Below are 19,647 nucleotides of genomic sequence, written 5' to 3' on the forward strand. Positions count from 1 at the left end.
GCGCCTTTATCTGAGTCAAGGTCGCAGACTGACTATAAAACCTACGCCTTATATCCCCGCCCTCATCGGGCGAGGGTTTACGGCGAAACTGCTAACTGCAGTAAGGGGTTATCGCCGATGTTTTTCATCCACCCCGCCAGCGCGTCTACAACACCAGAACGCCAAAGCGCCTGGCTGATAACCAACACTGCCGCAACGGTTATAACTGCCGCATTACCAAAGCCTGAAAAAACCTCCGTAGTGGGCACTAGTCCAAGCACGGCGGCCGTCAGCAGCGCCATCATTGCGACTAAGTCGTAGCGCCACTTGTCTATGACCAGTAGCACCAACATCGCCAGTAGGATAATACCAATTAACCATTGATCCAGCATATCGCGTGCCTCGTTATAATTTTAGATACCTTACACGCAAGCGACGAGTTGTACTAGCGGCTGAACTTAACTATACCTAGTGTATTAGTTACCAAGGAGTTAATACGATGAGACTGCCTTATACGATGATAGCAGCGACGCTCTCTGCGTTATTTTTTATCGGCGATGCAAGTGCTGATCACCACAAGTCTGCCAGCGGTTTGGCAACAGCACAAGTTCAGGAGTGGGATGTGCCATGGGAAGATACGCGGCCCCGAGACCCCTGGGTGCATAACGGTACGGTTTGGTTTGTGGGACAGTCTGGTAACTATGTGGCAACACTTAACCCGGACAGTGGCGATTTTAAACGCTATGAAATCCCCGAGGGTGCACACCCGCATACGGTGATTGTTGATGACCGAGGTGCATGGTACGCCGGTAATCTGGATGAGCATATTGGTCTGGTTAACCCGAATGACGGCAGCGTTAAGCAATTTCCGTTGCCGGGCGGGGGCACCAAAGATAGTCACACCATGGATTTTACCAGTAACGGTGATATTTACTTTACCGTACAAAATGGCAATCAGTTGGGTTTTTTAGACACCGATAGCGAGCAAATCATGTTGTGGGATGTGCCGACTGATAGTGCTCGTCCTTATGGCTTAATCGTAGAAAATGACAAACCCTGGGCGACGCTGTTTGGCACCAACAAGTTGGCGACAATCGAAAAGGGTCAACTAAAGGAAATCGAGCTGAATCGTGACGATAACCGGCCGCGCCGCCTCGGCATGACCAGTGATGGCCATATTTGGTACGTCGACTATAACCAGGGGTATGTCGGTGTTTATGATCCGGAGTCCGGCGAGAATAATGACTGGCGTGCTCCCGGTGAAATAAACTCACGGCCCTATGGCATGGCTATCGATAAACGTGATGACGTGTGGTTTGTCGAAACCGGCATGCAGCCTAACCGCTTGGTGGGTTTTGATACCGAGTCAAAAACCTTTTCTGAACCGATGGAAATACCCAGTGGTGGCGGTACGATTCGCCATATGTATTATGACGAATCGACCGATTCGATTTGGTTCGGTACCGATGTCGATACCGTGGGTGTTGTTCGCTTAACGCCTTAAGTTACAGCGATAAAACCTCTAAAACGGCCACATAGGAGCCCTGGCGTTGGGTCGCTGGGGCTTCTGCGTTATTGTCCTGGTATTCAGCTTCTAACCAGTACATGCCAGGCTCGTCCACGCTAAAGCTGACTTCGCCTTTGTTATTCGTGGTTAGCGACACTTCGTCAGCTTGGTCACGATAGCGCTCTGCACCTTTGACTAACAAAATGTTAGTCCCCGCAGCAGGTTTTCCGTCCATCATAAAGGTAAAATTGATGGTTTCACCGGTGTACAGGTCGTTAGGATGTGTGCCGGGTTCCAACTCAAGGCCTCTGCCTGTCGCGCCCAGCGTGTCGTAGGTCGGCATACCCGCAGTCACAAACGTTTCTACTCGACGTGAACGCTCGCTAACCTCTAACTGCTTGGCGCTTTTTGGCACTTCCTTATAAAAGTCCGCGTTACTTTTTTGACTGCCACGAGGCGGCCAGAATTGCCGCTGGCCATTGTCATCAACCCAGCGCGCCGTTAACCCTGAGCTGGCTGAATAAATGGTGTAAGTACCTTCTTGTTCAAGCTCGATATCAAACACCGAACGGTACTTACCCTTATGACCGTTCTCCAGGGTGATGGCGTTACCATCAGGGCCCATGGCGTTAACGCGATCTAACGCCAGAGGGAAATGATCAGGATAAAACAGGCCATTGGCGATGGCCGCGTCAAAGGTTACCCATTCTGCTTCGCCGGAAACAACGGTATGGCTTGGTTTTATCCAGATTCGGTGGGCATTCGAGCTGGTGCTGGCAAATAACGTGAGTACTGCCAGGCTAGTGGTTAATACAGAAGATAATTTCATAAATAATGCTCCAGGTATTGGCAATCAAGGTTAAGGAAGTAGGTGGAGTGTTACCGAGCCCAATTCGTGTTCACCTGACTCAGTTACTGACAAGGCATTGGTTAACGGTAGTGTGAGAGGTAAACGCAGTAGCTCGCGGCCACCGACTTCCCGGGCGGCTTCGATATACAGGTAATAGTTGCCGGGTTGCAGTTGTGGCAGCTGTTTTAACAGCGGAGTTAGCTCTACAGTCTGTGTGCCCGGCCGACGAGTGGCACCTGATACACCATCGATAGGCATTTCTGCCATGCGACCGCTGCGGCGCCACCATTGACGCAGGTCTTTAAGCCACTTTTCACTCTCATTGTTGGCTAAGCGTAAGTCATACCATACGGCAATATCAGCGACTCGCTGTTGACGCTCGTTAGCCAACCAGACGGCAACATAAGGTGGATGATATTCTGCGACATTAAGCCGTGGTATTTCGATACTGAGTGTCGCCGTTGGTAAGGGCTTATCGGCGGCATGGGCTGATCCGATAATGGCAAACAAGGGAATCATGAAACCGGCCAGAATCAGTGGCCAGGTGGATTTTCGTCCTTTACTGTATTTATTCAAAAGTAATAACCCCGTCATGGTAAAAATTATGCTGGCGATGGCAAAAACATCAATAAACAGACTCCAGATAAAGCCGGTATTGCGAGCTTTATGCAGATCATTTAAATAAGCAATCCAGCCACGATCGGTATTTTCGCCGTAAATCTCACCGCTGGTTAAATCGACACTAAACCAACGGTCGCCACCGGGTTGCGGCATGCCGACGTAAAGCTCGTAGTCACTCCATTCAATTTGCGCATTGTTGCTAAGTGCATAACCGGACTGTTCCGCATACCATTGTTCGAACGCTGCGGGGAGCGCGTCACTACCGGATGCACTCGATAACTGGTCCAGGGTGTTTTTAGGCAAGGACGTTTCGAACACCTCCACATCCGGGCTTGATTCAATCCAGCCGGCGTGGTTTAACGTAATACCGGTAACCGAAAACAGTAGCATGCCGATTAGGCAAATTGCCGAGCTGATCCAGTGCCAGTCTTTAATGGTTTTAGCGCGCATAACGATGTAACAACAACTATTTGGTGACAACAGAACTTGGTGTTACTCTATATGCAAACAATTCGCATTTACAATATAGTAATCGTGGATGCATTCTTTAGTAAAAGTTAAGAGCAGGTGTTATGAGAAGTATTATTTCGGAAACGGTCACAGCTGTACGTCATTGGAACGATACCCTGTTTAGCTTTAAAACCACGCGCAAGCCGACGTTTACCTTCGAAAATGGTCAATTTGTGATGATGGGTTTGCAGCTGGAAGATAAGCCGTTGTTGCGTGCCTACAGCATTGCCAGCGCTAATTACGAAGACGAGCTGGAGTTTTTTAGTATCAAAGTGCCGGACGGCGCACTCACGTCGCGCTTACAACATATTCAGGTGGGAGATGAAGTAGTGTTATCGACCCGCCCTACCGGAACACTGGTGCCGGGCCATCTGCTACCCGGCAAGAATTTATACTTGCTCGCGACCGGCACTGGACTGGCGCCGTTTATGAGTGTGATAAAAGATCCTGATATGTACGAGCGCTTCGATAAAATCGTGCTAGTACACGGAGTACGTTATGTATCGGAACTAGCGTATCAGGAAGAGATTCAGCAGCAATTGCCAAACAATGAGTTCTTTGGCGACTGGGTACGTGAAAAGCTAATTTATTACCCGACAGTAACTCGTGAGGCGTTTATGGACGAGGCGCACCAACAACGCATTACCACGCTTCTGGAAACAGACACGTTAACGCAGCAACTTGGCTTGCCGGCGATCGACCCGGCCAGCGACCGCTTTATGCTGTGCGGAAACAACGCTATGCTGGATGATATTATGGCGATACTAAATGGCCGCGGATTTACCAAAGCCACCTCACGCAAACAAGGTGACTATGTGATTGAACAGGCCTTTTTGGAAAAATAACAGACGCTCGGGGATGCGCTATCAGCTGGCACCAATTACTGACCGACATTCGAGCTTGTCAGCTCTGTGATAAACACCTGCCGTTGGGTGCCCGGCCGGTGGTTCAATTTCATCCTAATGCGCGCATTCTGATTGCCGGACAGGCACCAGGCCGCCGGGTACATGAGTCAGGTAAGCCATTTGATGATCCGAGCGGCGACCGATTGCGCGACTGGATGGGTGTAGATAAAGCCGACTTTTACGATCCTCAGCAGTTGGCTATTGTGCCAATGGGTTTTTGCTATCCTGGTACCGGCAAATCCGGCGACTTGCCGCCGCGTAAGGAGTGTGCGGATACCTGGCGTGCGTCCATACTCGCTGAGCTGCCAAATCTTGAGCTTATTTTAGCTATAGGCCAATACGCCCAGCAATGGCACGTAAAGAAAACGACCAGGCAAACATTAACCCAGCGCGTAAAAGATTGGCAAATGCACCTGGAACAGGGAGTTTTGCCATTGCCACACCCCAGCCCGCGTAATAATCTATGGTTACGTAAAAACCCCTGGTTTGAAGTCGAGGTTTTGCCCGAACTTAAGCAGCGCATTGCGCAATTGAGGTGACACTATGCGGGTGTTCTATTCTTATCTGCGCCTGATTACTTTTATTTTTGGCGTGCTTATTGGTGTGCAGGTTCCACACTTTGTCGACCAATATGGTAAAGCACTTCAGTCGCATGCAATCGAGTCACAGCAAGCACTTGATGAATTTCAGCAAGAAGCAGACCGTTATTTTAATGGCGATATCGAACAGCTAATAGCCTATTACCGAGAATCAGGTGATCAGGTGTTTAGCGAGGGTGGTGATAGCATCGATGCTATTTACCAACGTAATCAGCAGTTACAACAGGCGTTATCTAATTACCAACAGAGTCTGCGGTCCGCCTACTGGCAAACCTTCGTTGGTCCGCAAACGGATATTCGAAGCGAAGTGGTGACAAGTTACACTTATGCCATTCAGCTGACACCGCATGCGATGGCCATTGGTTTGATTTTAGGGCTTCTCGTGGCTGTGATAATGGAGTCTTTGCTGCGTTTACTGTTATTACCTCTGCGAAAGAAGCAAACGGGAGAACAACATGGATAAATTTATGGAAGCCGCGTTGGCTGAGGCAAAAAAGGGTATGGAAACGGGTGGTATTCCGATTGGCTCAGTGATTGTTCACAACGGTGAAATTATCGGCCGCGGACATAATCAACGCGTACAACAAGGTAGTGCAACTCTGCATGGCGAAATGGATGCACTGGAAAATGCCGGACGTCAGCCGGCATCGGTTTATAAAAATAGCGTTCTCTATACGACGTTGTCGCCCTGCCCGATGTGTACAGGGGCTATTTTGCTGTACGGCATACCAAAAGTGGTGATTGGCGAGAACAAGACCTTTATGGGCGAGGAAGAGCTGTTAAGATCACGAGGCGTAGAAGTCGAAGTGGTGCAGGCAGAGCCCTGTATTGCATTGATGCAGACGTTTATTCAGCAGTCACCGCAATTGTGGAACGAAGATATTGGCTGTGAGTAGTGAATAATAGCTTCGGGAGTAGTAGTTATGCCATACGATTGGGTTGTCTTTGACGCCGACGAAACCTTGTTTAGTTTTGATGCCCGAAAGGGTCTGGAAACCCTGTTTTGGCGTTATGAATTAGACTTTAATGAGGCTGTTTTTAGCCAATTTAAAACCGTCAACGCGCCGCTGTGGCAAGGCTTTCAGCAAGGTAAGCTACAAGCTAAAGACATCAAGCAACGACGTTTTGTGCCCTGGGAACCATACTTTGGTAAGCCCTCAGAAGCAATCAATTTGGAATTTATGCAGTGCATGGCCGACGTTAGCGAAACCATTGAAGGCACACGCAGGTTGTTGGATACCCTGCACGGCAATACTCGCATGGGTATTATCACCAATGGCTTCACCGAGCTGCAACAAGAACGCCTGCAAAAAACACAAACCGATAAGTACTTTGAGTTTTTGGTGGTTTCAGAAGAAGTGGGAATGGCTAAACCCGATCCGGAAATCTTCCACCATACCCACAGAAACCACATTAACGAGTCAGTCCCAGCCGAGCGAATTCTGATGGTCGGTGACAATCCGCACTCCGATATTCTCGGCGGTATCAACGCCGGCTGGCATACGTGCTGGTTTAAACGCGGCGATGATGCTGATAACAGCAATATCGAAGCTAATCACACGATAACTCACTTAGATGAGCTAACCGCGCTACTGGCAAATAGTTGAGTCCGTCCACGACTAAAGCCATCGGTTCGCTTTGCTGCGGTAGTCTTGGTAGGCTTGGCCGAATTTCTCGGTTAAAATGCGCTCTTCGGGTTTTATCTGAAACGCATTCATATAGAACATGTAAGCCGGTAAGCCAAACAAGGCCACCATGTTACCGAGGTATAATCCCCAGCCCAGTAGTATAAATGCAAAACCCAGGTACATCGGGTTGCGGGTGACACGGTAGATGCCGGTAGTTACGATGGTAGAGGTTTTTTCGGGGTTAGATGGATGTACCGTTGTTTGGGCCCGCCGAAAACTAATCGCCGCTACCAGTGGCAGAATGACACCCAGTATCGCTACAGCAAGCGAGATCCAATTGGGTAGAGGCCCAAACTGCACTTGCGGGAACAATGACGCGACTAATAACATCAAGCCGGCGACTAGCACGACGATAATCACCGGTGGTATTTTGAGCTCGAGCGCTTTCATCATTTAGGAGTCTTTTGTGTTGAGCGATGTTGTGATTATTAGCCAAACCGAGGCTTGGGTGCAACGGCTGATTGTTAAATACAATATCTGTCCGTTTGCACGCAAGGAATTAGAGCAGCAAACCGTCCGTTATGTTGTTTTTAACGATACGCAGTTCGAAGCGACACTGGATAAATTGATTAACGAATGCCGTTACCTGGATGAGAACCCGGGCACAGAAACCACCTTGCTAATACTGCCAACGTTTAAAAATTTCGACGATTTTCTTGATTTAATTGCGGTAGCGGAGCGGCTATTAGCCATGAGCAGCTATGAAGGCGTTTACCAGCTGGCGCACTTCCACCCTGACTACTGTTTTGAAGGTGAAGCGGTTGACGACCCAGCCAATTACACTAACCGCTCACCGCATCCAACCTTGCACATTCTGCGAGAAGAATCGATGGCACAGGCGCTTGCGCAAACCGATAGCCCTGAGGCAATCCCCGAGCGTAATATTGAGTTCGCACGTCGTAAAGGCGCACAATTCTTTGAGGCTATTTTAAAGGATATTGTTTAGCGCAATGCCTACACCAAAGCGAGTTTGCTTGTGGTTGTAGTCAATCAGGCTCTCGCCGTATCCGGTGAATAAGCTGGTGTAGCCGGTAAATTTACCCCACAGCGGGAAGGTCCAGTTAATTTCTGCCGACCCGCGGCCCGTGTCTATGGCATGCCGGATGCGGAAAATATATTCAAAGTCACCGTCATTATATGCGGTCGAGAATTCGTAATTGCCGACGTAATCCTCAATATTTGGGTTGTCGTCACCACTAGACTGCAAGGGGTCTTCTTTAGCGTCCTCTTGTAATCTGATCCAGGGCTTAAAGGAAAACACCCAATCACCGTCTTCGACCACAAATTGTGCATAAAACCGGTTCCAGCTGCGCGATAAAGGCTGGCTGCGTCCGTTAGAGAGATGTTCCGCACCAAATGCTATTGCTGTATTGGTGCCAAAAGGATGCCACCCGGTCGGTGTTGCGTACACAAACTCGGGCATATAATTGGTTTCCCGGAAAGGCTTAGAAATTTCATCAGAGTATACCTGCCACCAGGATTGTACTGTGAAGCCAAAAAAGAGGCGGTCATTTTCAAATAACAAACTGTCTTTAATTAGCGGCACTTTAAAGCTTAACTGAACTTTAGCTTCGAGATCTTCAAGATTTTGTTCGTAACCTTCAACGTCTGCGTATTGCAGACGGTTAATGTTGTTGCTTGTTAGCACTGGCAGTATGTAATTACGTCGATGAGGCGTTAGTACATAGGGATCGAATTCAGTCAGTTGCTCACTGCGCATTCGCTCGGTTAGTGCCCCCGGCTTATCTTCCACCGCATCGACCTGAACTACCTCTTCGCTGTCTGTAGAGTTCTCGACTCGAGCGAGCGATTTTTCGCACCAGGCTTTAATCTCCGCTACGGTAACATCCTCATCGGCACTTTGGAGCCGTTCAAGCAAACACTGCTGTTGTTCGTTTTGTTGGGCGCCTGCCTGTAGTGAAAATAATGCAAGTGCTCCTGCAGTAACTGAGAGGTAAAGACGGGTTAGGCTCATTAAGTCATCCCTTTAGCAAATCGGTGCAGTTAAGTAATAAGTTTACCAAGCCTAAGCTTGGTGTCTATCGACTAATACGTTGCGGTAAACGCATTGTGATCATTTTACGTAAGTTTTACCTTAACGTTATGCTATGCTTCGCGATTAATTGAACGGTATAAAAGAGAAGGTAGGTAACGCGTTGCTGAACATTTGGCAAATCAAAACTACGATGATTCGTTTATTTGACCAGTTACCGCTTTACGTGCGCTTTGGGCTGGCTTTTCTACTGCCCGTGTTGGTCATTGCCTGGGTTACTGCCAGTAACATTCTCCAATTAGGCACGTCGGTGAGTCAAATCGATCGCTTGAAAAGCAACCTCGCGTTGACTGTTGATGCCGGGCAGTTAGTTGGTAACTTGCAGGATGAACGAGACTATAGTGTTCTGCGGCTAAAAACGGGTGCTGCTGCCTTCGGGCAGCGTTTACAAGAGAGCCAACAGCGAACGGACACTGTCTTAGCCGATTTAGAACAACGTCTCGACAGTACCACCCCGGCGCATCGACAAAGCGCCACCTACAAAAACTTATCTGAAATTCTGCGCGACCTGTCACAACTAAAAGAAATACGTAGTCAGATCACTACAGCGACGATAAACAGCAACGAAGTCATCGCGTTTTACAGCAAGCCGATAGCCGCTTTTAATGACCAAATTAGTCGATTATCACGGGATGTTTCAGCCCCCCGGTTTGCGCGGCAATTGAATGCGTATTTTATCCTCAACCGGTTACGCGAGTTACTTGGTCAGGAGCGCGCTTTGCTTGGTGTCGCTATCGCTGAGCAGCAATTAAACTCGATTGATTTGCGCGATCTTGTTTATTTGGCAGGTCGACAAAAGAGTTTATTGGTAGGGCTACAAAATCAGACACAGCTGGCAGACGTGATCAATTTACAGTCAGTGGCAACAAACTTGCGAGAGCAGATACTGGAGTCGGAAAATCCGCAAGCATTATTAAGCCAGACCAACTTAGAGAACTGGTATCAACGCCAATCGCGACTGATCGCGCAAGTGAAGCAAGTAGAACAGCAGATTATCGCTAACTTAGAGCAACAATCAGCGGCACAGTATACTGCAGCAAAAGGCGAGTTGTGGCGTTATGCTGTTATTTCGCCACTTGCATTAGTTGTCAGTCTGTTCCTCGCTTTACTTATTTTGCGCTTTGTAAAACGTCGTCTAGTGCTGTCAGACAAGGTGTTTAACCACAGCCATGACCGTATAACTGTCAGCGATGCAAACGGACGTATCGTTGACGTCAACCCTGCTTTTTCGCGAATGACCGGTTACAGCAAGCAAGAAGTGTTGGGGAAAAATCCGCGATTTTTACAATCCGGACGCCAGGACAAGGCGTTCTACAAAGCTATGTGGGATCGTATCCTGCGTGAGGGCTATTGGCAGGGAGAGCTGTGGAATCGTCGCAAGGACGGCGAACTATACGCGGAACAATCGTCAATTAGCGCCATTCGTAATGAGCATGGCACGATACAGAACTTCATTTCGGTTTCTTCAGATGTTACCGAGCGCGCTGAAGCTCATCAGCGAGAACTAGAACATCAGGCCTATCACGATGCTTTGACCGGACTACCGAATCTCATGCTGGTACGGGATCGCCTGGAACATGCAATTAACTTAGCCAACCGAGATACCAAATCAGTGGTTGTGGCGTCGCTTGATATTGATAACTTTAAAGCGATTAATGCACGTTTCGGTCATGTCATCGGCGATAAAACAATCGAGTGCATGGCTAGTCGGCTTAATCATTTGCTACGCAGCGGGGACACCCTGGGGCGAGTCACCGGCGATGAATTTATCTTCATTCTGGAGGGCCACTGCGATACTTCAGTAATCAATAATTTGCTTGAGCGTATCCGTGAGGAAACTTCAGCGCCAATGTCTATTGATGGTCGAACTTTGCAAATTACCGCGAGTATCGGCGCGACCGCTTATCCTAATGATAAACACGATGCGGACACTTTGATTCGCCATGCGACTCAGGCCCTGCATATGGCTAAGCGTAAAGGTCGTGACCAGGTTAATTGGTTTGATGCGGAGCGCGAGCGTGAACAAACTCAGTTAACTCAACTGATCAAAAAGCTCCGTCGTGCAATGGAACACAAAGAACTGATTTTGTATTACCAACCCAAGGTTGATATGAAACGGTGTCAAGTTGTTGGCGTTGAAGCCCTGCTGCGTTGGCAGAAAGCGGATGGCACACTGGTACCGCCGGGCGACTTTTTACCTCACATAGAGCAGCATCCTTTTTCGATAGAGGTTGGTGACTTCGTGATTGAACAAGCATTAACGCAAATGGAAGCATGGCGTAAGGCCGGCTTGAAGCTGCCGGTAAGCGTTAATGTCAGTGCGTTGCAGTTACTAGACCAGCGGTTTGTTGAAGCGTTAGTGACACATTTACGCAATCATCCCAAGGTCGAGCCCGCTGACTTTGAAATAGAAATTCTTGAAAGTGCGGCTATTGGCAAGATCAACGAAGCTGCAAAAGTAATTGAACGCTGTAAAGCGCTTGGCGTGAGTGTTTCATTAGACGATTTTGGTACCGGATATGCCGCTCTGGACTACCTAAAAAGATTACCTGCGCAAACATTAAAAATTGATCAAAGCTTTGTGCGCGATATGCAGGGCGACGATACCGACATGACTATTGTAAAAGGTATCATGGGTTTAGCGGATGCTTTTGGCTTTAACGTGATTGCAGAGGGTGTGGAAACCCCCGAGCAGGGTCGTCTTCTGGTCGCTTTGGGCTGCGATATAGGCCAGGGCTACGGCATTGCCAGGCCTATGCCGGCAACGGATGTACACGACTGGGTAAGTAACTGGAATTGCCCATCTGACTGGCAGTTTCACGGATGATTAACACGGCGTGATGTGGTAAAACAAATTTCGTTACAAATTATGCCTGAGGATAAACTTATTTTTGGTTAACCTTGAGGTTTTAGGCGGAACATACAATGAGTTCGAAGTCGATTAATGTTGTAGAGTCGGTCATTTCGCCCATTTCTTACGATCAGTTTTTCGATGAATTTTTTGGTCAAAAGCCGCTGGTGCTGACGGAAGAAAACGCAGCACGTTTAAAGCTAGCCGGCGAAAACCCACGTCAACAATTGCTTAGTGACTTTAAGCGCTATGCGCCAACTCTGACTAGTCATTCCCGCTCACCCAAAGGCCCCGCGCCTACTCCACGGGCTGTTGATGATGCTGATGCCTTCTATGCCCTGATAAATGAATACTTTAGTGGGGGGTATACTATTCGTATCCCTGAGGTTACCGAGTTGTCGGATGCCTTAACGCGTTTTACACGCTCACTGGAAGTGCAAACTCAATCTGAAGTTGGTGTGGTTGTATTCTGGAGTGAGGCGGGAGCCGCGGCTCCCATACATTATGATGATGTTGACGTTATTGTGGTGCAGCTGGAAGGAACTAAAAGGTGGTTTATCTCTAAAGACCGCCCTGTATACCCAAACAAGTGGAAATTTGCTGGTGAAACACCGCCGCAAATGAAGGACTATCACACTGTAGATGTAAAACCCGGTGATCTGATCTATATACCGAGAGGGACTGCGCATACGGTGCAGTCGACATCGGAGTCAATTCACATTGCGATTGGTTTTGTTCCTGTAACTATCAGAGACGCTATCAATGCCGCGCTGGATCATTATTCTGATTTAAACAAGCCAGTACGCATGGGGTTAGGATCGCGTGCAGATTGCCTGACGGCCAACACAGACCAGCGGAGAGTTATGGAGCAGATCCGGGAACACCTGAGTGGGTTGAGCGATGCCTGCAAAGCAGACGATTTTATCAAGGCTGCATTAAGCCGCCGCAAAACTAGAATGATTCGCGACCTGCCAAAATTACCAAGTGGTAAGGCGATAAATTCATTAGACTTAAATACCCGGGTTAGACACCACCCGCTTGCCATCTGTGAGATAACCGTAACGGAACAAATCGTAGATTTCTGCCAGCCTGGTGAGCAGATTCTAATTCATTTAGGTGCCAGAGAGAGTGTTGAGTTTATTGCCAATACAGATGAGTTTCGGGTAAAAGATATTCCCGGCGGGCTGGAAGATGCGGTTAAACTCGCGCTGGCACAACGCTTCTTACAAAGTGGTTTTCTGGTGCTTGCTGACTAAATTACAGTGCCTCTGCTGCGGCATAGGCACTGGCCCAGGCCCATTGAAAGTTATAACCACCGAGCCAGCCGGTAACGTCTACTACTTCGCCAATAAAGTAAAGCCCGGGCTGCAACTTGCTCTCCATCGTTTTAGAACTTACTTCGTCAACATTGACACCGCCCAGAGTGACCTCTGCAGTGCGGTAGCCCTCGGTGCCATTGGGTTTTAACTGCCAATTGTTCAGCTGGCTCGCAATTGCGTTGAACGTTGCTTTGTTGATATCTGCCAGACGTTTGTCGCCCGGCCAGTTAAACTCATCAATGAGAGCGATCGCTAATCGTTTAGGAAATGCATTTTGCAATAACGTTGATAATTGCATTTTGGGGTTATTGTGTTGACTCGACTGCAGCCAGTCCAGCGCATCAGTGTCGGGCATTAAATTAATACTGACCGGCTCGCCCGGTTGCCAGTAAGAGGAAATTTGTAGCACCGCAGGGCCACTTACGCCACGATGCGTAAACAACATAGCCTCTCGGAAGTAGCCATCACCACTGGCCGCAGTAACAGGTACGGAGATACCAGAAACTTCACCGAACCGTTGTTTTTGTTCTTCATGGAGGGTGAACGGAACCAGCCCTGCGCGCACAGGAATAATCGAGTGGCCGAACTGTTCGGCAATCTGATAACCAAATGGCGTTGCGCCAAGTTTCGGCATGGATAGACCACCGCAAGCTACCACTAATTGTTTGGCATTATAATCGCCGGCGCTGGTTGTTAATTTATAGCACTGATCGTATTCAACAGCTGTTATGTCGGTTCGTAACTGTACTTTGGCACCGTGCTCCGCGCATTCATCCAACAGCATCCTGACGATGTCTTTGGCGGAGTTATCACAGAATAACTGGCCTAAGGTTTTTTCGTGATACGGAATTTTGTAGCGATCGACCAGTGCGATAAAGTCCCACTGGGTGTAACGACTCAGGGCTGATTTACAAAAATGCGGATTGCTGGATAGATAATTTTCGGGGCTTGCGTATAAATTCGTGAAGTTGCAGCGTCCGCCTCCGGAAATAAGTATTTTTTTTCCCGCTTGTTTAGCGTGATCAAGCAGCAGTACGTTTTTGCCACGGCGGGCCGCGTTTGCTGCGCAATGCAGGCCGGCGGCACCTGCGCCAATAATAATCGTGTCGTACTGCTGCATCGGGTTTATTTCAGTTTTTCTAATACGTATTCAGCTTTGCTGACTTCGAATTGCTTGTCATCTTCTACAAACAAGTGCTCAACGACGCCATCCTCAATAACCATGGCATATCGTTTAGAGCGGATACCGCCAAACGCGCCTGTGTCTGTGGCTAAACCTAAGGCTTCGCTAAAAGCACCGTTACCATCAGATAATAACCGAACCTGATCTCCGATCCCCAAGGAATCACCCCAGGCTTTCATTACAAAAGCATCGTTCACAGCCAGGCAGTTAATGCTCTGAACCCCAGCTTTTTTAAGGGCTTCGGCATTTTCGACATAGCCTGGCAGATGCTTCTCCGAACAGGTCGGAGTAAATGCGCCGGGTACGGCGAACAGTACGTGACGTCCTTTGGCAAAAATCTCGCGCGGGTCATAATGCTGAATACCTAAGTCACCTTTACTGGTAAGCGCGCCGTTCGGAATTTGGTCATTTTCTTTAATCATTTGTCGAATCCTTGATTGATATAAATATCGAAACGATGCTTTTTACTGGTTAACTGCTGGTTTGGTTCATTACCATTCAAAAACGGTGCTGAATTAGGGCGTTTTACGACTACACGGTAACGCGCAACGCTTAAAGCCGGCTGCAACAGGTCATCGGCATCCAGGTCACTGCCAACCAGTTGCTGAAACATCTGCATATCTTTTTTAACCTGCGCCTTGCGTTTACCGGTTTTTGGATACATCGGATCCAGATAAACCACATCCGCCGCATTGTGCTCAACTTCGTTAATACTCGATACGTCCAGAAGGTTTAGCCGCTTTGCTGCTTCGCCAATAGCGTCAGACTTTGCTTGTGCGCGGGCCAGCGCGTCATTAAGCAAAGCCCGCACGTATGGCTGGCGCTCAATCAGCAATACCTGACAGCCAAAACCAGCCATCACCATAGCATCTCGTGCCAAGCCGGCGGTAGCATCGATAACAGACGGTTGACGCTTACCGGTGATTCCTACAGCGCGGGCAATGGCCTCTGATTTTAACGCACTATGCTGCGCGCGATAGGCACTTTTACCCTTATGAAAATCAATAATTAATGGCTGAAACCTGGGCTCATCTAACCAAACAAGGGCAAGACCATTATCGGTTTGTTGTAGCTCAAAGCCAACGCTCATTAACGCTCCATATCAATATGAGGAATACCGTCTTCAAGATATTCGTCGCCGATGGGCTTAAACCCGAAGTCTTTATAAAATTGCAGTAAATAGACTTGCGCGCCAACCCGTATTGGCGCATTGCTACAGCGCTGCTCAAGATAATCAATGGCGCGTTGCATGAGTTCGCGGCCGAGCCCTGTGCGGCGCACAGACTGTGCGGTCAACACCCGTCCGATGCGGGAGTAGCTCTGGCTATCGTTAGCTTGGTATAACCTCGCATAGGCTATCATCTGGGCATCATCAGAGCGTGCAAATAAGTGCTCGGCTTGCTCGTCTTCACCGTCTGCATCTAAATACGGACAGTTTTGTTCAACAACAAAGACGTCCTGGCGTAACTTCAGCAATTGGTATAGCTGCCGCAAAGATAGTTCGTCAAAGGTACGTAAAAACCAATTCATGTGCCCACTTTCTTAATCTGTTTAGAAATTGGAATAACCTTTCCTGCTGTGGAGGCTGTTAGGGTGCCTGAATACAATGCTAACAACTCTTTTACCGGCTTCCTGCCATCAGCCTTCTGGCTAATACTCCGGGCAACGGATAATTGGCTTATCGTTGCCGGCTCATACAGCGCTCGCGTCAACGGCGTGTCGTGATTACTTATTAGTACAGGTATTTGTCTTTTACAAGCCGCTCGCAGTGCATGCCGAGCTAACTCGCTTTGGTCACCCAGTCCAAAACCACCGGTTGCATAACTGGTAAAGTTTGATGCCTGAACCAGCGGTGCATAGGGCGGATCGCAATAAATCACATCACCTTTGCGGGCGCGGCGAAAAACATGCTCAAATGAGTGACAAATAAATTTGGCTCGCTTTGCTTTTTCAGCAAAAAACTCTAATTCGGCTTCGGGAAAATAGGGCTTACGGTAATCGCCAAATGGCACATTAAATATACCTTTGCTGTTATAGCGGCAAAGTCCGTTATAACCATGGCGATTCATATATAAGAACAACAGCGAACGGTAATAAGGATCGGCACTGGCATTAAACTCTGCGCGCAGTGCGTAATAAACATCGGCTTGGTTGTTACGCGCAGTAAACAGCTTTTTGGCGTCCTGAATAAAGGTTTTGGGACGGCGTTTTACAAACTGGTACAGGGTGATGAGATCGGCATTTATGTCGTTCAGCAGATAACTTTCGTAGTCCGTATTCAAAAATACAGATCCTGCACCGACAAAGGGTTCGATGAGCTTTTTACCGTGCGGCAACTGATTTTTTATGGGATTGATAAGAGAGTACTTACCGCCCGCCCATTTTAAAAAAGCCCTGTTCTTTTTCATTTGCCGGCCTTTGGTGAATCTTAACGCTAGTGTACCCCAAAGGCCGGGTGATGAAAATTACTGTTGCACTGGTGCTGCAATTTCCGTTTGCATAGCGGCAAAGGATTTGGCCCAGGGCTCCATCTGTTGAACGGCTTGTGGCAGCTCAGAGGTGGCATCGCGTGCTTGTTGCAGCGATGCATAATTTCCGTAAATAATGACGTAACGACCATCTTCGCGTTGATACACCGAGGTACTCTCGGTCAGGTCGTAGTCATTGCGGAACTCTGTTAATAACCGCTCCGTTGTGATGATGGCAATTTGCAATGCAAAATGTTGCGGGTCGGCTGCCATAACTTGATCTGTTTGTAGTGCTCGCTGAGGGGGAGCGGCAGCCGGTTCAACTGTTTCGGCTTCGGCTAGCTTGGGCTCTTTGATCAGCCCAAGCTCAAGTTCACGCGGGTCATTTTCAGCAGCAGCAACCCGGTTAAGATCATCAAGTGCTTCCCGGTAAGAGATAGCAAGATCTTCGGGCATTAGCGCTAATGACTGCTCAGCCAACGGCTCGAAACTAGGGAGCTCAACTGGTGCTTGCGGAGCCTCGGCTTTAACTGGCTCGGGAGCTGATTCAGGCGATTCCGCTGTTGCAGGGACTGACTGCGTCTGGCTAAACCAGTCAGTCAATTGTTCTTTATTAATGAACCCGACAACGGCCAGACTGATTAACATGGCTACGGCAATTATGTAGCCAAGTTTTATTCCGCTGCCTTTATTTTGCTCATGCGTTTGGCTTAACTTGACGTGGTCATCGTCTGGTTCGTCAATAGCAGAGTCTGCCGGTGCAGTATCTTCTTTGTAGCGTTGGGCTTGGGTTGCCAGCGCCAGTTGCAATCGTTGCTGGATTTCACCCGGATAACCGTTAATGGTGCTCAGGAACTGATGAATACGATCAAAATTCCATAGCCGCTGAAGTCTTTCTGGCAGCAAGGCCTGGACAAACTGCACCTGCTCATCTTTATTCAGCGGTTGTACCTCAACCATAACCGGGCCTTGTAAACGCAGGTGAGGTGCAGGCTTTTGTTGATACGCCCAACGGCTGTCGGCAGCGATAATAATACTGACTTTTTGACCGACTGCGGACAGTTGGTTAATGGCAGCAACGCATTCGGCTAAAAAGCTCTCGCTGAGTTGTTCGCCGTTATCGATCACAATGACGGCGTGTTTTAACGGTGTTTGGCGTTGGATTTGTCGACTCAGCGTTTCGTCACTTAAGCTGATAGTGCCAAATAATTGGTTTAATATTTGCGCGCGGAGACGGTCGGGTGTAGAGCGTTCGTTGACAGTAATAAACGCGCACTCAGCATAGTTAGATGCTTGTTCCAGGAACAGTTCCGCTATGGTTGTCTTACCCGAACCATCACTGCCATGCAGCATAATCACCGTGTCAGTTTGCTGACAGTGATGATGTATCTGGTCAATAATCTGCTGTTGAGATGTTTTAACTTTTACCGGAGCGGCAACAATCTGTTGTTGAGCCAAAGCTTGCATAACTGTTTTCCTGTCTGATGCGTTAGCAACATTCAGTGATCACAGCAGCTATCGTTTCGTGTTCGATGTTACTGACTACCTCAGCGGAACCAATCGCTGTTGGCAGGACAAAGTGCAGTCTTCCGTCTTTAACTTTTTTGTCACGCTGCATATAGCTTAACCAGTCTTGCCAGGGCATCTGTGGCGCTTTTATTGGCAAGCCCAGCTGGTTGAGCAGGTCGGCTACGCGACGGAAATCTGACGACGATAGCTTTTGTGTCACTTCCGACAGTTTAGATGCAATAACAGTGCCAGCTGCAACAGCTTCGCCATGAGTCCATTCGCCATAGTGAGTTGCCGCCTCTATTGCGTGACCAAAGGTATGACCCAGGTTCAGCAGCGCTCTTATGCCAGATTCGCGTTCATCGGCAGCCACAACTTCCGCTTTTATGGCGCAGGAACGCTCGATTGCGTAGGTTAATGCAGCGGTGTCCCGGTTGCGCAACTCAGCTACATGGTCTTCCAGCCAATGAAAGAACTCCGCGTCGTAGATGACGCCGTACTTGACCACCTCGGCCAAGCCGCTGCGATAATTTCGTGCGCTGAGGGTTTGTAAGCAGTCAGTGTCAATGAGCACTGCCAGCGGTTGGTAAAAGGCGCCAATAAGATTTTTACCCAGCGGATGATTGATGGCCGTTTTACCGCCAACGGAAGAGTCGACCTGTGCTAACAGGGTGGTTGGTATTTGATAAAAATCCACCCCGCGCTGATAGGTTGATGCAACAAAGCCAGCTAAGTCACCGACAACCCCTCCCCCAAGGGCAATGATCGCACAATCGCGATTAAAGCCTGCACTGATTAACTGTTGCATGATGTCGGCGTAGGTTGTGAGGCTTTTGTACTCTTCCCCATCCTGCATGTTAAACACTTCGACATGATGCGAATGCAACACGCTCAAAAGAGGCTGCAAATAGTGTTCTGCGACCGTGGGGTTGGTGACGATAAGTATTTGGCGCGGGCTGCCGGGAAAAAGGTTTGCTGCTGATCTCAGCGCCTTCGGGCTAATATCAATTGGGTAGCTGCGCTCTGCGAGCTTGACGGTTACTTTTGCCATGCGCAGCTCCGTTTGATGGTTTTAACCTAAGCCGTTAACACCAAGTTTTTCGACAATCTCGTTGACGACGACTTTCGCGCTTTGCTCATCAGTTCGAACGGTGATGTCAGCGATTTCTTCGTAAAGAGGATTGCGAACTTCGGCCAGCTCTTCCAATACCTTGCGCGGATCATCCGCCTCGGCGATAAGTGGGCGTCGTTTATCACGCTGCGTACGGGCCAGTTGCTTTTCTATTGTCGTTTCAAGATAAACCACCACGCCGCGAGCCGATAATCGATTACGACTCTCTTTGCTCATGATGGAGCCACCACCTGTTGCCAGGACAATGCCCATGTGCTCAGTTAGGTCCTCGATGACTTTCTCTTCTCTTACACGAAAGCCTTCTTCCCCCTCCAGCTCAAATACCCAGCTGATGTCTGCACCGGTTCGGCGTTCAATTTCTGTGTCAGAATCATAGAAATCTAGATGGAGTTGTCTGGCAATTTGACGACCAATAGTACTTTTGCCGGCGCCCATAGGGCCGACAAGAAAAATATTACGTTTCTCAGCCATAT

Annotated in this window: 22 protein-coding genes; 9 read left to right on the forward strand and 13 right to left on the reverse strand. The window is 48.6% G+C overall.

The window, feature by feature from the left end:
- Nucleotides 1-77 precede the first annotated feature (77 nt).
- The gene (locus DEU29_RS08720; protein WP_243734530.1) at nt 78-371 is read right to left on the reverse strand and encodes an SLC13 family permease; all 294 of its coding nucleotides are present in this window, start codon (nt 369-371) and stop codon (nt 78-80) included.
- Between the two features lie 107 nt (nt 372-478).
- On the opposite strand from DEU29_RS08720, the gene DEU29_RS08725 reads away from it, so the two are divergent.
- The gene (locus DEU29_RS08725) at nt 479-1,483 is read left to right on the forward strand and encodes a Vgb family protein (RefSeq protein ID WP_243734531.1); all 1,005 of its coding nucleotides are present in this window, start codon (nt 479-481) and stop codon (nt 1,481-1,483) included.
- Nucleotide 1,484: 1 nt separating this feature from the next.
- Here the strand turns inward: DEU29_RS08725 and DEU29_RS08730 are convergent, their stop codons facing one another.
- Nucleotides 1,485-2,315: a DUF4198 domain-containing protein gene (locus tag DEU29_RS08730; RefSeq protein ID WP_133539983.1), complete on the reverse strand. Its 831-nt coding sequence runs from the start codon at nt 2,313-2,315 to the stop codon at nt 1,485-1,487.
- Nucleotides 2,316-2,345: 30 nt separating this feature from the next.
- Nucleotides 2,346-3,407: a PepSY-associated TM helix domain-containing protein gene (locus DEU29_RS08735; protein ID WP_133539984.1), complete on the reverse strand. Its 1,062-nt coding sequence runs from the start codon at nt 3,405-3,407 to the stop codon at nt 2,346-2,348.
- A 122-nt stretch (nt 3,408-3,529) separates the two neighbouring features.
- Between DEU29_RS08735 and DEU29_RS08740 the strand changes: the two genes are divergently transcribed.
- From DEU29_RS08740 to yjjG, 5 genes are read left to right on the forward strand one after another with little or no spacing between them, the layout of a single operon-like run.
- Entirely contained in the window at nt 3,530-4,312 is a 783-nt protein-coding gene (locus tag DEU29_RS08740) for a ferredoxin--NADP reductase (protein ID WP_133539985.1), read from the forward strand.
- Between the two features lie 20 nt (nt 4,313-4,332).
- Nucleotides 4,333-4,911 carry a uracil-DNA glycosylase family protein gene (locus tag DEU29_RS08745; protein WP_133539986.1) on the forward strand — a complete coding sequence of 193 codons (579 nt, stop codon included), beginning with the start codon at nt 4,333-4,335 and terminating at the stop codon, nt 4,909-4,911.
- Between the two features lie 4 nt (nt 4,912-4,915).
- Entirely contained in the window at nt 4,916-5,434 is a 519-nt protein-coding gene (locus DEU29_RS08750) for a DUF2937 family protein (protein WP_133539987.1), read from the forward strand.
- Nucleotides 5,427-5,867, forward strand: coding sequence for a nucleoside deaminase (locus DEU29_RS08755; protein WP_133539988.1), 441 nt, complete (start codon nt 5,427-5,429; stop codon nt 5,865-5,867). Before DEU29_RS08750 ends, DEU29_RS08755 begins: the two co-directional genes overlap by 8 nt.
- Nucleotides 5,868-5,894: 27 nt before the next feature.
- Entirely contained in the window at nt 5,895-6,578 is a 684-nt protein-coding gene (gene yjjG / locus DEU29_RS08760) for a pyrimidine 5'-nucleotidase (protein ID WP_133539989.1), read from the forward strand.
- 12 nt (nt 6,579-6,590) lie between these two features.
- Here the strand turns inward: yjjG and DEU29_RS08765 are convergent, their stop codons facing one another.
- Nucleotides 6,591-7,052 carry a methyltransferase family protein gene (locus DEU29_RS08765; RefSeq protein WP_243734532.1) on the reverse strand — a complete coding sequence of 154 codons (462 nt, stop codon included), beginning with the start codon at nt 7,050-7,052 and terminating at the stop codon, nt 6,591-6,593.
- Nucleotides 7,053-7,065: 13 nt separating this feature from the next.
- Here DEU29_RS08765 and DEU29_RS08770 point away from each other — a divergent pair, with 13 nt between their 5' ends.
- On the forward strand, nt 7,066-7,605 hold the full coding sequence (locus DEU29_RS08770) for a DUF1415 domain-containing protein (RefSeq protein ID WP_133539990.1): 540 nt from the start codon (nt 7,066-7,068) through the stop codon (nt 7,603-7,605).
- Here DEU29_RS08770 and DEU29_RS08775 read toward each other — a convergent pair.
- Nucleotides 7,588-8,634 carry a phospholipase A gene (locus DEU29_RS08775; protein ID WP_133539991.1) on the reverse strand — a complete coding sequence of 349 codons (1,047 nt, stop codon included), beginning with the start codon at nt 8,632-8,634 and terminating at the stop codon, nt 7,588-7,590. The genes DEU29_RS08770 and DEU29_RS08775 overlap by 18 nt on opposite strands.
- A 211-nt stretch (nt 8,635-8,845) precedes the next feature.
- Here DEU29_RS08775 and DEU29_RS08780 point away from each other — a divergent pair, with 211 nt between their 5' ends.
- Both DEU29_RS08780 and DEU29_RS08785 read left to right on the forward strand, forming a co-directional pair.
- Nucleotides 8,846-11,539, forward strand: coding sequence for an EAL domain-containing protein (locus DEU29_RS08780; protein ID WP_133539992.1), 2,694 nt, complete (start codon nt 8,846-8,848; stop codon nt 11,537-11,539).
- A gap of 98 nt (nt 11,540-11,637) precedes the next feature.
- Nucleotides 11,638-12,819: a JmjC domain-containing protein gene (locus DEU29_RS08785; RefSeq protein ID WP_133539993.1), complete on the forward strand. Its 1,182-nt coding sequence runs from the start codon at nt 11,638-11,640 to the stop codon at nt 12,817-12,819.
- Nucleotide 12,820: 1 nt separating this feature from the next.
- On the opposite strand, the gene DEU29_RS08790 is transcribed toward DEU29_RS08785, so the two are convergent.
- Genes DEU29_RS08790 through aroK form a run of 8 tightly spaced genes read right to left on the reverse strand, consistent with a single transcriptional unit; the run spans nt 12,821 to nt 19,645 of the window.
- Nucleotides 12,821-14,002 carry an NAD(P)/FAD-dependent oxidoreductase gene (locus DEU29_RS08790; RefSeq protein ID WP_133539994.1) on the reverse strand — a complete coding sequence of 394 codons (1,182 nt, stop codon included), beginning with the start codon at nt 14,000-14,002 and terminating at the stop codon, nt 12,821-12,823.
- Between the two features lie 5 nt (nt 14,003-14,007).
- Nucleotides 14,008-14,487, reverse strand: coding sequence for a peroxiredoxin (locus tag DEU29_RS08795; RefSeq protein ID WP_166635899.1), 480 nt, complete (start codon nt 14,485-14,487; stop codon nt 14,008-14,010).
- Nucleotides 14,484-15,155, reverse strand: coding sequence for a class I SAM-dependent methyltransferase (locus DEU29_RS08800; RefSeq protein WP_133539996.1), 672 nt, complete (start codon nt 15,153-15,155; stop codon nt 14,484-14,486). The genes DEU29_RS08795 and DEU29_RS08800 overlap by 4 nt, the downstream gene beginning before the upstream one ends.
- A complete protein-coding gene (locus DEU29_RS08805; protein WP_133539997.1) occupies nt 15,155-15,595 on the reverse strand; it encodes a GNAT family N-acetyltransferase in 441 nt (146 codons plus the stop codon). Before DEU29_RS08805 ends, DEU29_RS08800 begins: the two co-directional genes overlap by 1 nt.
- Nucleotides 15,592-16,473, reverse strand: coding sequence for a Dam family site-specific DNA-(adenine-N6)-methyltransferase (locus tag DEU29_RS08810; protein ID WP_133539998.1), 882 nt, complete (start codon nt 16,471-16,473; stop codon nt 15,592-15,594). The genes DEU29_RS08805 and DEU29_RS08810 overlap by 4 nt, the downstream gene beginning before the upstream one ends.
- Nucleotides 16,474-16,530: 57 nt before the next feature.
- On the reverse strand, nt 16,531-18,000 hold the full coding sequence (locus DEU29_RS08815; RefSeq protein WP_133539999.1) for an AAA family ATPase: 1,470 nt from the start codon (nt 17,998-18,000) through the stop codon (nt 16,531-16,533).
- A 22-nt stretch (nt 18,001-18,022) separates the two neighbouring features.
- Entirely contained in the window at nt 18,023-19,093 is a 1,071-nt protein-coding gene (gene aroB / locus DEU29_RS08820; protein WP_133540000.1) for a 3-dehydroquinate synthase, read from the reverse strand.
- 21 nt (nt 19,094-19,114) lie between these two features.
- Nucleotides 19,115-19,645, reverse strand: a complete 531-nt coding sequence (gene aroK / locus DEU29_RS08825; protein WP_133540001.1) for a shikimate kinase AroK — start codon at nt 19,643-19,645, stop codon at nt 19,115-19,117.
- Nucleotides 19,646-19,647 lie beyond the last annotated feature (2 nt).

Origin of the sequence: Idiomarina aquatica, assembly GCF_004362895.1 — a bacterium.
Taxonomy (GTDB): domain Bacteria; phylum Pseudomonadota; class Gammaproteobacteria; order Enterobacterales; family Alteromonadaceae; genus Idiomarina.

Excerpts from the sequence above, each read along its gene's own strand:
- DEU29_RS08720 (WP_243734530.1), bottom strand. The coding sequence starts at position 371 with ATGCTGGATCAATGGTTAATTGGTATTATCCTACTGGCGATGTTGGTG.
- DEU29_RS08725 (WP_243734531.1), top strand. The coding sequence starts at position 479 with ATGAGACTGCCTTATACGATGATAGCAGCGACGCTCTCTGCGTTATTT.
- DEU29_RS08730 (WP_133539983.1), bottom strand. The coding sequence starts at position 2,315 with ATGAAATTATCTTCTGTATTAACCACTAGCCTGGCAGTACTCACGTTA.
- DEU29_RS08735 (WP_133539984.1), bottom strand. The coding sequence starts at position 3,407 with ATGCGCGCTAAAACCATTAAAGACTGGCACTGGATCAGCTCGGCAATT.
- DEU29_RS08740 (WP_133539985.1), top strand. The coding sequence starts at position 3,530 with ATGAGAAGTATTATTTCGGAAACGGTCACAGCTGTACGTCATTGGAAC.
- DEU29_RS08750 (WP_133539987.1), top strand. The coding sequence starts at position 4,916 with ATGCGGGTGTTCTATTCTTATCTGCGCCTGATTACTTTTATTTTTGGC.
- DEU29_RS08755 (WP_133539988.1), top strand. The coding sequence starts at position 5,427 with ATGGATAAATTTATGGAAGCCGCGTTGGCTGAGGCAAAAAAGGGTATG.
- yjjG (WP_133539989.1), top strand. The coding sequence starts at position 5,895 with ATGCCATACGATTGGGTTGTCTTTGACGCCGACGAAACCTTGTTTAGT.
- DEU29_RS08765 (WP_243734532.1), bottom strand. The coding sequence starts at position 7,052 with ATGATGAAAGCGCTCGAGCTCAAAATACCACCGGTGATTATCGTCGTG.
- DEU29_RS08775 (WP_133539991.1), bottom strand. The coding sequence starts at position 8,634 with ATGAGCCTAACCCGTCTTTACCTCTCAGTTACTGCAGGAGCACTTGCA.
- DEU29_RS08780 (WP_133539992.1), top strand. The coding sequence starts at position 8,846 with ATGATTCGTTTATTTGACCAGTTACCGCTTTACGTGCGCTTTGGGCTG.
- DEU29_RS08785 (WP_133539993.1), top strand. The coding sequence starts at position 11,638 with ATGAGTTCGAAGTCGATTAATGTTGTAGAGTCGGTCATTTCGCCCATT.
- DEU29_RS08790 (WP_133539994.1), bottom strand. The coding sequence starts at position 14,002 with ATGCAGCAGTACGACACGATTATTATTGGCGCAGGTGCCGCCGGCCTG.
- DEU29_RS08795 (WP_166635899.1), bottom strand. The coding sequence starts at position 14,487 with ATGATTAAAGAAAATGACCAAATTCCGAACGGCGCGCTTACCAGTAAA.
- DEU29_RS08800 (WP_133539996.1), bottom strand. The coding sequence starts at position 15,155 with ATGAGCGTTGGCTTTGAGCTACAACAAACCGATAATGGTCTTGCCCTT.
- DEU29_RS08805 (WP_133539997.1), bottom strand. The coding sequence starts at position 15,595 with ATGAATTGGTTTTTACGTACCTTTGACGAACTATCTTTGCGGCAGCTA.
- DEU29_RS08810 (WP_133539998.1), bottom strand. The coding sequence starts at position 16,473 with ATGAAAAAGAACAGGGCTTTTTTAAAATGGGCGGGCGGTAAGTACTCT.
- DEU29_RS08815 (WP_133539999.1), bottom strand. The coding sequence starts at position 18,000 with ATGCAAGCTTTGGCTCAACAACAGATTGTTGCCGCTCCGGTAAAAGTT.
- aroB (WP_133540000.1), bottom strand. The coding sequence starts at position 19,093 with ATGGCAAAAGTAACCGTCAAGCTCGCAGAGCGCAGCTACCCAATTGAT.
- aroK (WP_133540001.1), bottom strand. The coding sequence starts at position 19,645 with ATGGCTGAGAAACGTAATATTTTTCTTGTCGGCCCTATGGGCGCCGGC.